Below are 12,972 nucleotides of genomic sequence, written 5' to 3' on the forward strand. Positions count from 1 at the left end.
CAGCAAAAGTTCGATTTATTCAACAAAGCCGCTCAGCAGATGAAAAAATTCAACCAACAACAAATTCTGCCACTTCAACTGTTGCAGTAGCATCGAGTAATAGCAACAAAACAGGCAATAGTGCCACAACTAAAGTTAATAATGATCTTACGTTGAAAGAAATTAGTGACTTTGTTAAAAACGATATTGGGTTTTCGTACAATGGCTATTTCCGTTCTGGTTGGGGAACGGCTAATCATGGATCGCCAAAAGAATATGCTATTGGATCTCTTGGCCGTTTCGGCAATGAATATACCTCATGGTTCGATCTTCAACTCAAGCAGAAAGTGTACGACCAGGATGGTAAAACTGCACATGCTGTCGTTATGCTGGATGGCAATGTGGGTGAGCAATACAACAATGCAGTCTTTGATAAAGATACAGAGAGTAACTTACAATTTTCTGATATCTATCTCACGACAAAGGGATTTCTTAATTTTGCCCCTGAAGCTGATTTTTGGGTAGGTAAACACTATCTGCCTAAGTATGAGATACAGATGCTTGACTGGAAAAGCGTCAGAACAGAAAGCGGAGCAGGGCTCGGTATAGAAAACTGGAAAATGGGTCCAGGCAAATTTAACGTTGCTGTAGTGCGTCAGGACCTGAACGCGCGTGCTCTTGATTATGATACATCAGGAAATTCATTACAGATCAATACGAATGCGCTTGATATACGTTATCGTGAAATTCCATTATGGGATAAGGCAACATTAGAACTTGATGGGCGCTATAACATGGCAAACAAATCAGACGTCGTGAAGTCAGGGGAGGCTGATGGTCAGTATTATCATGTAAAAGATGCCTGGCTGGTAGGTGCGATTTTAAGGCAGAAGTTTGACGCAGGGGGTTATGACGAATTAACCCTGCAAGCTGCCAATAATTCTATCGCCAGTTCTTTTGCAAAAATTTCAGGAGCAAACCCAACATTTGGGAGTGGTGATAACTATTATGGAAATCACACAAATGGCAAGGCATTCAGAATAATTTCTCAAGGGGAATTTTACCCCACGGAAAACACTATTGTTGCACACGCACTAGTATATTCAAATGGTAATGATATATTTAGCTATGATACTGGTGCTCATACAGATTTTGAAAGTTATCGAAGTGTCATCCGTCCTGCTTATATCTGGGATAAATTCAACCAGACCGGGGTAGAACTCGGATGGTTTAGACAGGATAACAAAACTCAAGAGCAGACATATAGTGAATCCGGTTACAAAACAACATTGTATCATGCGCTTAAAGTTAATACATCAATTCTAACTTCAAGGCCAGAAATTCGGTTCTATACAACGTATATCCGGGCAAACCAGAACGAGATATCGAATTATACATTCAACGATAATAAAAAAGATCAATTATCTATTGGCGCTCAGGCTGAGGTGTGGTGGTAACTATCGGTTAATATAAAGGAAATATAATACAGGGAGAAAATACTCCTGGGAGGGTTTTTATATCGTGGTCATTTACGAGGATTATTATGTGATAACTGTCACATTTTGACAAAAGATGGGTTAATTTTATTGCCTGTAACTATGTATATAGTATATTGTTGGCAAATATGTAGTACAGGCGTGTAACTGGTAATGCAGGCAAGACCTGAAATTCTCCCCCTCATTTGGGGTGAGAATTTCAGGTCTTTTTTTTGCTCATGAGGCAACTTATGGATCATCTAAATACTGGGCGTACAATTCTCAAATTAGTCGGCGGAGCAGGCAACATCGAACACATTGAACATTGCTCAACCAGATTACGCTTAAGCTTGTATGACAATGCTAAAGTTGAAGTGTCTGACCTCAAAAAATTACCTGAGGTAATGGGTGTCGTGACAAATTTGCAGTGTCAGATAGTCATTGGCAAAGACGTTGTTAAAGTGTTTGATGCGATTAGATCGTTAATGGCTAATGATGCTGACGTGAAACAGAAACCAGTAACAAAGAAAAAATGGAATGCATGGTTGATTGATTTTGTTATCAGTATCTTTCAACCACTCATACCTGCAATTGCAGGTGGCGGCGTGCTGAAATCCATTTTAATTATTTTGAATATGGCTGGATGGCTGACTAAAGACAGTTCGACATATCAAATTTTGGACTGCATCGGAACCGCGCCTATTTATTTTTTACCCTTACTTATCGCCATCACTACTGCGAATAAGCTTAAAGTTAATCCATTAGTTGCATTGACTGCTGTCTCAGTCTTGTTGTTGCCCACATTTACTACCCTGGCAAAACAAGGCGCAACGTTAATGACTTTCGATGTTACGAACGTCTCTTATGCAGCGCAGGTGTTTCCCGCAATTCTTTGTGTTCTTTTTTATGCACAAACGGAATCTCTTTTTAATCGTTATACGCCTAATGCATTACGTGGTTTCTTATCGCCCATGTTATCGCTGGTTACGACGGTCCCCGTCACATTGCTTATCCTTGGGCCATTAGGTTTTGAAATGGGTTCTCTGTTAACGCATCTGATCCTTTGGATGCATGGCAAATTTGGATTCATCGCAACAGGCTTACTTGCGGGCGGACTGCCATTTATTGTAGCGGCCGGTATGCATAAACCTTTCCTCCCTTATGCCATAATGTCAATGGGGCAAACGGGTAAAGAATCTTTGTATAACCCAGCTTCCTTAGCTCACAATATCGCTGAAGCAGGAGCCTGCCTTGCCGTTTCGCTAAAAAGTAAAGATAAAATGTTTAAAGGGACTGCTCTTTCCTCTGGAATATCAGCGCTGTTTGGCATTACTGAACCTGCACTTTACGGGATTACTTTACTGCATAGGCCAGTACTGATCTCCGTGATGCTGGGGGCAATGGTCGGTGGCTCCTTCATGGGATTTATGATGGTCTCAGCTTATGCAATTGTAGCGCCGAGCCTTGCCAGTATCTCAATTTTTGCGTCACCGGATAATCCAACCAGTTTGATATATGCAATCATCGGCGCACTTGTTTCATTCTGCCTGGCATTTTTATCAACATTATTCTTCTGGAAAGAAAAAACAGCAACGCCCCATCCAGAGGAGGACATGCCCAAATTTGAGAAGACTGAAGTCACTGCTAATCCAGTCTTAATGAATGACTTTACCTTTACCAGTCCGGTTGAAGGGAAAGTCATCCCCCTGACAGAGGTCAACGACGATGTATTTTCTTCAAAAATCATGGGGGATGGTATCGCTATCGTTCCAACTGTGGGAGCACTCTATGCACCTGCCGATGGCGTTATTGAGCATGTGTTCGAAAGTGGCCATGCAGCCAGCATGATGACTACCCATGGAGTAGAGGTTATCTTTCATATAGGAATTGATACGATACAAATGAACGGTCAAGGCTTTCACCCGAAAATTACAGATGGCCAACACGTTAAAGCGGGTGAACTATTAATCGAATTTGATATTGATGAAATAACTAAAGCGGGTTATGACCCAGTTGTAATAATGGTTATTACCAATAGCGATCGTTTTATGATGAAGCCGTCGAAAGATCATACCAATACACTCCAGCAGTTTAATATTTTTTCATTAAAAGAGGCTTGATATTATGTCGAAATCTATTCTTCCCAAGAATTTTTTATGGGGTGCAGCCATTGCAGCCAATCAGGCAGAGGGTGCATGGAACGTTGACGGCAAAGGGCCTTCTGTTGCAGATGCAGTTGCCTATAAGGCGCATCTGAGCACGAGCGATTATGCCGGCCATATGGCCGTATCTGATCAAAACGTGAGTGATGCGCTTGAGGGGAAGAATGATCAAAATTACCCTAAACGCAGAGGCATCGATTTTTATCATCGTTACAAAGAAGACTTAGCGCTTTTTGCCGAAATGGGTATAAAAGTCCTGCGCGTATCAATCGCATGGTCACGAATCTTCCCAACAGGTGAAGATGAGCAACCGAATGAAAAGGGATTACAGTTCTATGAAAATATGTTCACTGAAATGCGCAGACTTGGCATTGAACCATTGGTTACGCTCTCACATTATGAAATGCCATTAGCATTGAGTGAGAAATATAATGGCTGGGTCCACCGAAATGTTGTTGATGCGTTTGTACGCTATTCAAATGTGTGCTTTGACCGTTACAAGAATTTGGTACGTTACTGGTTGACATTCAACGAAATTGATAGCATTCATCGGCATCCTTTTACGACAGCGGGTGTCCGCGAAGAGAAAAGTCTACCGGGAGAAAGCACGCAGGATATTTATCAGGCGTTGCATCATCAGTTTGTTGCTTCGGCGTTAGCGACAAGAGACTGCCATGAAAAGATACCTGGCAGCCAGGTCGGATGTATGCTTACTAAGTTAACAACGTACCCACTGACCTGTCATCCTGCTGACGTGGAAGCCACACTGAAAAAAAATCTCGAAAACTATTTTTATTCAGATGTTCAGATTAAAGGCGAATATCCACCATTAATTAAGCGGGACCTGGAGCTGCGGAATATCAAGATAAAAATGCAGCCGGATGATTTGGAAACGTTACGTCGCTATACTGTAGATTTCCTTTCATTCAGTTATTATATGTCCATCACGGAATCTGTTCAGTCCGATGCAGAGCGCACGGCAGGAAATACTATCATGGGTGAAAAAAACCCTCATCTACCGGCTTCTGAATGGGGATGGCAAATAGATCCTGTAGGGCTTAAAATTTCGCTACTGGAGCTTTACGATCGATATCAAATCCCTTTATTTATTGTTGAAAACGGGTTTGGGGCAAAAGATACAGTGGTTGATGGGAAGATTCATGACGATTACCGTATTAATTATTTCCGTGCGCATTTTGAGCAGATGATTGAAGCTGTCAAAGAAGGTGTCGATTTAATAGGGTATACGAGTTGGGGAACAATTGATATTATTAGTGCTGGCACGTCGCAAATGACCAAACGCTATGGTTTTATTTATGTAGATCAAGATGACGAAGGGAACGGTTCTTTGAATCGGTTACGCAAAGACTCCTTCTATTGGTATCGCAAGGTTATAGCGACGAACGGGACTGATTTAAGTTAATCATTGCTACCGCGGGAACTGAGATGAAAGTTAAAAAGTCCTTAAATAACAGCATGCTGCTTGCTGAGAATGACGGAAAAGAGATGATACTCTTTGGCAAAGGTATCGGTTTTAACACCAAACCAGGGACAATTATCGACTTGCAAAGTGTCGAACAGGTCTTTATGCCTTTGGATACCCTCAAGTCGCGACATTATCTGTCACTAACGGACACAATTCCTGCGGATTTCTTTGAGATCACTCATGAAATTGTTAAGATGGCTCAAGCTCATTACAGCGAAAAGCTTAATTCAGTTTTACTATTCACCCTAGCGGAACACTTGCATTTTGCTGTTGAACGCTGTAAGACAAATACGAACATTGCGAATAAACTGACCTGGGAAATAAAGCGTTACTATCAGAAAGAGTATAGCATTGGCGAGTTGGCAAGAGATTTGGTATCAGCTAAGTTTGCGGTGAGCCTTCCTGAAGACGAGGCTGTACACATTGCTTTTCATATTATCAATGCAACTTTTCAATTTGATGAGACTAACGCACATAAGCAAGTAGAGTTAGTTAACAGAATTGCTGAAATTGTTCGTTATAAACTCAATCAAAATATTGATGTGAATTCAATTCACTATGCCAGATTTATTACGCATTTAAGATATTTCGCTGAAAGGGTATTAAATAATAGCCTTGCAACAGAAGAAACTGACGACTTCTATAATGAGTTAATTCGTTTCCATCCAAAAGCGATGGTGGTTGCTGAGGTGATTCGTGACTTTATAAAAAGCAATTACGCCATTGCTATTCCTAATGATGAACTTACCTGGTTAGGTATACATATCAGTAAACTCAGTAAATATTCAAAGTGAAATTTTAGTTTGGGAACAGGAGACAGGTCAGAGATTGATGCCATGGCGATAAGATGATTCACGCTTGAGCGCTCATCTTTGTTTACGTAGCGCATTAAGCAGCGCCTGTGTGGCATCAGAAGACGTTCCGGATGGCGAACAAACCAGCCCAAATTCACGATGAATAGCCGGCGTCACTGGCACCACGCACAGGTTGCGTAAGGTCTCCGGCAGGGCGGATTCCGGTACCAGCGCGACGCCCATCTCTTCGCCGACCAGTTTACAGGCGCTTATCCAGTCGCGAACCGTCACGCGGATATCAGAGAGTTGCAACCCGGCCTTTTCCATCAGGCTTTTGCCATTCACGACACAGCCGCCCGTCGCCAGAACAAAGGACTGGTCCGCCAGCGCCTTTAGCGTTATGCCATCAGCTTTCGCATGCTGTGCCAACCGATGGCTGGCGGGCAGGACCGCGACCCATGCATCCTGTCCTAGTACCACCTCTGCACGTCCGGGAACGGGATTCATGACCACCCCAAGTTCAACGGTGTCTGCGGCAAGCCACGCTTCGACTTCTTCGTCAGAGCCTTCCAGCACAACAACGTCAATACCCGGATGTAGGCGCTTAACGTCGCGCAGCAGGCCGGGCAACAAGGTAGACGTCACGGAGGGAAAACTGGCCAGCCGAATGCGCCCGCGGGTGACGTTCCGGCCCCGATCAGCCAGTTCGCGGATGGCGTTCAGCTGCGAAAGCATGTTTCTGGCATGTTCCACCACCTGCTCACCCAGGGCGGTAATCCCGATGTATCGTCGCTCACGGGTAAATACCGGAAAGCCCAGAGAAGCCTCCAGCTGGGCAATGGCCTGGCTGGCGCCGGACTGGGTCATGCCTATCTCCTCGGCAGCACGTGAGATATTGCCGGCATCCGCCACGGCTACCAGCAGGCGCCAGTGTAAAAGATTCATCATGATTATCAGTAGCTCAGCTAATAGTTCTTTTCTATATCATTAATTTTACAGTGCGATCGGCGTTAAATACAGTGTGCTGAGGATCGTACAGGACGTTGTCCGACGGCTTTACACATTAACGGAGACGAGATGAAACTTTATTACGCGCCAGATACCTGTTCATTATCACCGCACATCGTGCTGCGCGAGCTGAACCTTGAATTTGAACTGGTGAGAGTCAACAACAGAAGCAAGATCACCGCTGATGGTCGCGACTTCCTCACCATTAACCCGAAAGGGTATGTTGCTGCGCTTGAGCTGGATGATGGGCAGATCCTCACCGAAGGGCCGGCGATGGTGCAGTACCTCGCCGATCGTAAACCCGAATACGGCCTGGCGCCACGCGCGGGCAGTTGGGAAAGGGTGCGCCTGCAGGAATGGCTTAACTTTATCACCAGTGAAATACACGCGGGTTCGGCGCCGCTGTTTAACTCCGCGCTGGCGGAAGATGTCAAAACGATTTTTCGAGACAAGCTATTCCGACGCTTCGATTTTCTGCAGACGACGCTCAGCGAAAAAACCTATCTGACTGGGCCGTCCTTTAGCGTGGCGGATGCCTACCTCTTCACGGTGCTGGGATGGTGCAAATTCTTCGCTATCCCACTGGATCGCTGGCCAGCGCTATCGTCGTACATGGAAATAATAAATGCCCGTCCTGCTGTACAGGCGGCATTACGGGCTGAAGCGTCTCAACAGGGCAGGTAGAAGGCGACATGCGTAGAGAAGGCCGCACAAGAGAGGCGGCCTTTGGTGTCAGATTGCCAGTTCAGGCATCTACGCCATCACAAACGCGAAAACTTTTTCCGCGTCGAGTGAGGCATAGGGCAGACTTTCAATCACCGCAATAGAACGAGCGTCGCCAACAATCCCTCTTATCTCCGCGACCTTATACTGAATATGCGGCGCAATGAGAAATCCGTCGAAAGCGGGCGCCACGCTGGCAAAATTTTCCAGGCCCACTGCGCTGACAATGAGAGGATGGCCCTTTTTTTCCGCCAGTAACTGTATCTTTTTGGCGAGAGAATTGGCAGTGTTGCCAAACAAACAACATATCAGAAGCTTTTTCATGGTTTTACCTCCTGAGAATTAGTCACAGGATATGACTCGCCATGCGCATAAAATGAGCGCCACCTCATAATTGCGTGAAGAATTCATCATGATGATGCTGACCTTTCTGGCAAAGATGACCGATAGCGAAGATCTTGATAAAGGTCACTGCCACGCCGTGGCGGCGCTTCGTCGTCTGCTGTGGCAGAAGAGGGAGATCAGTGACTGAGTAGGGTGTCCGGGTGGAAATTCCCCGCCGGCCAGTGCCGGCGGGGGGAGTTGACGATTATTCCCAGCGTTTCAGCAGCAGGCTGGCGTTAACGCCGCCAAAGCCAAAACCGTTCGACAGCGCATAACGCATTTTCTGCGGGCGGGCCTGCAGCGCCACCAGATTGAGACCTGCCGCCTCTTCATCGGGGTGATGCAGGTTCAGCGTCGGCGGCACCACCTGATCGCGCAGGGCCTGAATGGTGAAGATGGCCTCGATCCCGCCGGCCGCGCCTAACAGATGGCCGGTGGCGGATTTCGTCGAGGTAATGGCGACCGGATGGGCGCCAAACAGCGTTTTAATCGCCGCCAGCTCACCTTTATCACCTACCTGCGTTGAGGTGGCGTGGGCGTTGATATGGTCAATCTCGTCGACGGTCACCCCGGCCTGGCGAATAGCGGTCTCCATGGCCCGACGTGCGCCGTTCCCGTCTTCCGGGCCAGCGGTCAGGTGATAAGCATCTGCGCTGGTGCCGTAGCCGACCAGCTCGGCCAGCGGCGTGGCGCCGCGCGCCAGCGCGTGCTCCAGTGACTCGATCACGATAAGCCCCGCGCCTTCTCCCATCACAAATCCATCGCGGTCTCGGTCAAAGGGGCGGGATGCGCTTTCCGGCTGGTCGCTGTAGGCGCTGGACAGCGCCCTTGCCGCGGCAAACCCGGCCAGGCTAACGCGATGAATTGCCGCTTCCGCGCCGCCGCAGAGGGCGATATCCGCCTCGCCGCTGCGGATCATCCGCGCCGCATCGCCAATGGCCTGGGCGCCAGCCGCACAGGCGGTGACCGGCGCGCCGATGGGCCCCCGGAAACCGTGGGCGATAGACACATGCCCGGCGGCCAGGTTGGCCAGAAAAGAGGGGATGGTGAACGGCGAGAGGCGACGCGGCCCGCGTTCATCGGTGGTATGTACCGCATTGGCGATCTCGCTGAACCCGCCGATCCCGGTGGCGATCACCGTGGCGGTGCGTTCCTGTTCGGCCTCGGATGCTGGCGACCAACCGGCCTGGGCCAGCGCTTCGCGGGCGGCGACCAGCGCAAACTCAATAAAGCGATCCATCTTTTTGCGCTCTTTCGCCGGGATGGTCGCCAGCGGGTCGAAGCCGTGCAGCGGATCGCTGTCAATGGACGGCACCTGGCCGGCCATTTTGCAGGGAATATCCGCGACCAGCTGCTCGCTGAGCCGGGTGATCCCTGACTTTCCTGCCAGCAGCGATTGCCAGACGTGCTGTACGCCGCAACCCAGCGGGCTGACAATCCCCATCCCGGTGACGACAATGCGTTTAACGGAAACGCCCATAGTTAACTCTCCTGTAGTATTAGTGTGCCGGCGGCTTTTTCATCAAGGGAACCAGCAGCGCGGCAAGCAAAAAACCCATCATGATGAGGTAGAAAGCATCGGAAAATGCCTGGGTTCGCGCCTCCCGCAGCGCCAGCGCGGAAAGATTTTTCAGCGCCGCCGTCTGCGCGGCATCCGGCGAGATCCCCTGGACGGTGAAGTTTGCCGCGCTGCGCTGAACAAAATCGCTCATTGCCAGGTTGGCGTTATTCAGATGGTCCGCCAGGCGGCTGTAGTGCAAATTGGTTCTGTCGTTAAGCACCGTGCCGCACAGGGCGATGCCGATGGCGCCCCCGAGGTTGCGCATCAGATTAAACAGCCCGGAGGCCAGCTTCAGGCGCGCGGGCGGCAGGCTGCCCAGCGTCAGGGTCACCGTTGGCGCGACGGCAAACTGCTGCGCCAGTCCACGAAAGGCCTGCGGGAGCAGCAGCTGATCCGCCCCCCAGTCGTGGGTGATCGGAACAAAGCTGTACATCGACACCGCAAAGCCGATCAGCCCGGCCATCAGCAGCCAGCGCAGGTCGACGCGGTTGGCGAGCCACGAATAAAACGGAATAGACATGACCTGGAACAGGCCGGTGGAAAATACCGCCAGGCCGATCTCCAGCGCGCTGAAACCGCGCACGCTCCCCAGATACAGCGGGGTTAAATAGATGGTGGCGAAGATGCCGACGCCGGCCATAAACGAGAAATAGCAGCCGAGGCTGAAGGTTCGATCCTGCAGGGCACGGAGATCCATCACCGGCTGCGGATGGCGCAGGGTGCGGATAACAAAGGCCACGCCGCAGAGCAGGGCGACCCAGGCGGTGGTCGTCAGGGTCGCGTCATCAAACCAGCCCCAGCGCGGACCTTCTTCGAGGGTATATTCCAGGCAGCCGAGGGACAAGGCCAGCAGCAGAATACTGAGATAGTCGGCGCCGCGCAGCAGCGAGGGGTCGGCGCTGTCTACTTTCACCAGCAGCGGCACTGCCACCGCGATGTAAATCCCCGGAACCACGTTGATAAAGAACAGCCAGTGCCAGTTGTAGTTTTCGGTGATCCAGCCGCCCACCGTTGGACCTAGCGTAGGGGCGAGGGAGGCCAGGCCGCCGATCGTCGCCGCGGCAATAACCCGCTGTTTGCCCTGGAAAAAGGCGAAAGCGGTGGTGAACACCAGGGGGATCATCGACCCGCCCGCCAGTCCCTGCAGGGCGCGGAAGGCGATCATACTCTGGATGTTCCACGCCCAGCCGCACAGCAGGCTCATCAGCGTGAAGCCCGCCGCGGAAGCGGCAAACAACCAGCGGGTCGACATGACCCGGGCCAGCCAGCCGGAAAGCGGAATAATAATGATCTCGGCGATCAGATAGCTGGTTTGTACCCAGACGGTTTCATCGTCGCCCGCCGACAGGCCGCCGCCGATATCCCGCAGCGAGGCGGAGACGATCTGGATGTCGATAAGGGCAATAAACATCCCCACGCACATGCTGGCGAAGGCGAAGATCTTCTTCGCCGTCGGCATCGACAGACCCTGCGGGGCGGACAGCGCCTGAACGGTGCTCATCGAGGGCTCTTTTCGTTCACGGTGACGATCACCGACAGTCCCGGGCGCAGGACGTCAAGCTTTGCCCCGTCACCTTCCAGCGCAATGCGGACCGGCACCCGCTGCACGATTTTAGTGAAATTCCCGGTCGCGTTCTCCGCCGGCAGAATGCTGAAGCGTGAGCCGGTCGCCGGCGCCAGGCTGGCGACATGACCCTTAAAGGTATGGTTCGGCAGCACATCGGCGACGATGGTCACCGGCTGACCGGCACGCATATGCGCCAGCTGGTTTTCCTTGAAGTTGGCGTCAATCCACAGGCCGTGCGCGGGTACCAGGGAGAGCAGCTGCGTACCGCTGCTGACGAAGGAGCCGGACCACGCGCGGCGGTTGCCAATCACCCCATCGAACGGTGCGCGAATGTCGGTATAGCTGAGGTTCAGCCTGGCCATCTCGAGGTTAGCCTGGGCCTGCGCCAGGGCAGCCAGGATTTGCTGCTGGCGAGCATCCAGCACCGCCAGCTGACGTTCGGCCACGGTTTTATCCGCTTTGGCCTTCTCCTGCTCGGCATGCGCCCGACGATAATCGGCGGAGGCGTTATCGCGGATCTGTGCGGAAATCGCGCTCGACGCGGCCAGGGCGTTATAGCGTCGGTTGTCGTTAGCCAGTTTTTCGGTTGCCGCCGTGGCGGCGAGTAACGAGGCCGCAGAGCCGGCAATCGTTGCCTGCTGTAGCTGGCGGGTGGCCAGGATATCGGCCAGCGCGGCCTGCTGCGACGCCACTTCTCCGGCGGCTTTCGCGAGGGCGGCGCGATAATCGCGGTCGTCAATGCGGATCAACAGGTCACCTTTTTTCACCGCCATATTGTCCTGCACCGCCAGCTGCTGGATATAGCCGGAGACTTTGCTGGAGATGGCGCTAATGTCGCCGCCGACATAGGCGTCATCGGTGGTCTGCATAAAGCGCCCGGTATGCCACCAGTAAGCGCCGTAGCTCGCTGCCGCCAGGGCGGCAGCGCCCAGGGCCGCCAGGACAAGAATATTTTTCTTACTGGTCGGATTCATTGCTGGCCTCTCTGTAGGGTTCAGGCTGGAATTTTTGCCCGCTATCGCCTTCGCGTTTGCGCAGCAGATATTCATGACGATATTTCATCAGCGGCGAGGCGGCGGGGCCCGGCACCATGGCGTACTTACCCGGAATAATCTCTTCCCCGGTCGCTTTATCCACCATGACTGGCTCCACCCGTCGCTGGGTGGCGGTTTCCACCAGCTGCATCTGACGGCCTTCGGGGGCGAAGTGGCGGTTACCCCATTCCGCCAGCGCCAGCAGCACCATGCGAAAATCGCGGCCGCGTTGCGTAAGGTGGTATTCGTAGCGCGGCGGGGTGCTGCTGTAGCACACCTTCTCCAGCAGCCCGTCGTCGACCAGCGCCTTCAGACGGCGCGACAGAATATTGGGCGCGACGTTGCTGCTTTTCTGGAACTCGTCAAAGCGGGTAAAGCCCGCGAAGGCGTCACGCAGGATCATGATGCTCCAGCTGTCACCGATGCGGCCAAGGCTGCGGGCGATGGGGCAGGGAGCGTGGCAAAGCGGTTCATTTTTCATGGACTGTCCAGTAACCAGGTGGCTTTTGCCAGCAAATTGACATAGTCACTATCAAAATGCAAGTTACTCTTCACGGTACCCAAGGGAGAAGCCGCTCCCGTTTCGCTACGTCGTTTCTCCTTTGAATGCCGAAAAGAGGGACAGTCGCCGCCACCTTATTCCTGCTTTGCCGTAATAAGAGATAAAAATCGCTGATGGCGGATGAAACATTTTAATAATGATAGAAATCGATGTGGTGGGTAATGACCTTTATTAAGGGATGAGATATAAAGTACGGCGAAATGCAAATTAACATTCTCATAACTTATAAAGGTTAAA

General features: G+C 51.0%; 11 protein-coding genes and 1 pseudogene. 5 read left to right on the forward strand and 7 right to left on the reverse strand.

The window, feature by feature from the left end; translation table 11 throughout:
- From HMPREF3096_RS21710 to HMPREF3096_RS21725, 4 genes are all read left to right on the forward strand, one after another.
- A partial coding sequence (locus tag HMPREF3096_RS21710) for a carbohydrate porin (RefSeq protein WP_070544607.1) occupies positions 1 to 1,436 on the forward strand: 1,436 nt, incomplete at its 5' end.
- Between the two features lie 269 nt (positions 1,437 to 1,705).
- Positions 1,706 to 3,574, forward strand: a complete 1,869-nt coding sequence (locus HMPREF3096_RS21715; RefSeq protein ID WP_070544581.1) for a beta-glucoside-specific PTS transporter subunit IIABC — start codon at positions 1,706 to 1,708, stop codon at positions 3,572 to 3,574.
- 4 nt (positions 3,575 to 3,578) lie between these two features.
- Positions 3,579 to 5,039, forward strand: a complete 1,461-nt coding sequence (locus tag HMPREF3096_RS21720; protein WP_070544582.1) for a glycoside hydrolase family 1 protein — start codon at positions 3,579 to 3,581, stop codon at positions 5,037 to 5,039.
- A 23-nt stretch (positions 5,040 to 5,062) separates the two neighbouring features.
- A complete protein-coding gene (locus HMPREF3096_RS21725) occupies positions 5,063 to 5,896 on the forward strand; it encodes a PRD domain-containing protein (protein ID WP_023340178.1) in 834 nt (277 codons plus the stop codon).
- Between the two features lie 72 nt (positions 5,897 to 5,968).
- Here HMPREF3096_RS21725 and HMPREF3096_RS21730 read toward each other — a convergent pair whose 3' ends face one another.
- Entirely contained in the window at positions 5,969 to 6,844 is an 876-nt protein-coding gene (locus HMPREF3096_RS21730; RefSeq protein WP_070544583.1) for a LysR family transcriptional regulator, read from the reverse strand.
- Between the two features lie 129 nt (positions 6,845 to 6,973).
- Between HMPREF3096_RS21730 and gstA the strand changes: the two genes are divergently transcribed.
- The gene (gstA, locus tag HMPREF3096_RS21735; protein WP_008804819.1) at positions 6,974 to 7,588 is read left to right on the forward strand and encodes a glutathione transferase GstA; all 615 of its coding nucleotides are present in this window, start codon (positions 6,974 to 6,976) and stop codon (positions 7,586 to 7,588) included.
- Between the two features lie 69 nt (positions 7,589 to 7,657).
- Here the strand turns inward: gstA and HMPREF3096_RS21740 are convergent, their stop codons facing one another.
- The 6 genes and pseudogenes from HMPREF3096_RS21740 to HMPREF3096_RS31050 all read right to left on the reverse strand — a co-directional run.
- The gene (locus HMPREF3096_RS21740) at positions 7,658 to 7,951 is read right to left on the reverse strand and encodes a PTS sugar transporter subunit IIB (RefSeq protein ID WP_070544584.1); all 294 of its coding nucleotides are present in this window, start codon (positions 7,949 to 7,951) and stop codon (positions 7,658 to 7,660) included.
- Between the two features lie 265 nt (positions 7,952 to 8,216).
- Positions 8,217 to 9,491, reverse strand: coding sequence for a beta-ketoacyl-ACP synthase II (gene fabF, locus HMPREF3096_RS21745; protein ID WP_070544585.1), 1,275 nt, complete (start codon positions 9,489 to 9,491; stop codon positions 8,217 to 8,219).
- 19 nt (positions 9,492 to 9,510) lie between these two features.
- Entirely contained in the window at positions 9,511 to 11,073 is a 1,563-nt protein-coding gene (locus HMPREF3096_RS21750; RefSeq protein ID WP_016161075.1) for a DHA2 family efflux MFS transporter permease subunit, read from the reverse strand.
- Positions 11,070 to 12,113, reverse strand: a complete 1,044-nt coding sequence (locus HMPREF3096_RS21755; protein WP_070544586.1) for an HlyD family secretion protein — start codon at positions 12,111 to 12,113, stop codon at positions 11,070 to 11,072. The genes HMPREF3096_RS21750 and HMPREF3096_RS21755 overlap by 4 nt, the downstream gene beginning before the upstream one ends.
- On the reverse strand, positions 12,097 to 12,654 hold the full coding sequence (locus HMPREF3096_RS21760; RefSeq protein ID WP_070544587.1) for a winged helix-turn-helix transcriptional regulator: 558 nt from the start codon (positions 12,652 to 12,654) through the stop codon (positions 12,097 to 12,099). Before HMPREF3096_RS21760 ends, HMPREF3096_RS21755 begins: the two co-directional genes overlap by 17 nt.
- A pseudogene (locus tag HMPREF3096_RS31050) lies at positions 12,651 to 12,770 on the reverse strand (hypothetical protein); the annotation flags it as partial. The pseudogene HMPREF3096_RS31050 and the gene HMPREF3096_RS21760, both read right to left, overlap by 4 nt.
- Positions 12,771 to 12,972: the final 202 nt, after the last annotated feature.

Source organism: Klebsiella sp. HMSC25G12 (assembly GCF_001807705.1).
Lineage (GTDB): Bacteria > Pseudomonadota > Gammaproteobacteria > Enterobacterales > Enterobacteriaceae > Klebsiella > Klebsiella variicola.

Coding starts and splice junctions, on each gene's coding strand:
- HMPREF3096_RS21715 (WP_070544581.1), top strand. CDS start 1,706: ATGGATCATCTAAATACTGGGCGTACAATTCTCAAATTAGTCGGCGGA.
- HMPREF3096_RS21750 (WP_016161075.1), bottom strand. CDS start 11,073: ATGAGCACCGTTCAGGCGCTGTCCGCCCCGCAGGGTCTGTCGATGCCG.
- gstA (WP_008804819.1), top strand. CDS start 6,974: ATGAAACTTTATTACGCGCCAGATACCTGTTCATTATCACCGCACATC.
- HMPREF3096_RS21760 (WP_070544587.1), bottom strand. CDS start 12,654: ATGAAAAATGAACCGCTTTGCCACGCTCCCTGCCCCATCGCCCGCAGC.
- HMPREF3096_RS21755 (WP_070544586.1), bottom strand. CDS start 12,113: ATGAATCCGACCAGTAAGAAAAATATTCTTGTCCTGGCGGCCCTGGGC.
- HMPREF3096_RS21725 (WP_023340178.1), top strand. CDS start 5,063: ATGAAAGTTAAAAAGTCCTTAAATAACAGCATGCTGCTTGCTGAGAAT.
- HMPREF3096_RS21740 (WP_070544584.1), bottom strand. CDS start 7,951: ATGAAAAAGCTTCTGATATGTTGTTTGTTTGGCAACACTGCCAATTCT.
- HMPREF3096_RS21720 (WP_070544582.1), top strand. CDS start 3,579: ATGTCGAAATCTATTCTTCCCAAGAATTTTTTATGGGGTGCAGCCATT.
- HMPREF3096_RS21730 (WP_070544583.1), bottom strand. CDS start 6,844: ATGATGAATCTTTTACACTGGCGCCTGCTGGTAGCCGTGGCGGATGCC.
- fabF (WP_070544585.1), bottom strand. CDS start 9,491: ATGGGCGTTTCCGTTAAACGCATTGTCGTCACCGGGATGGGGATTGTC.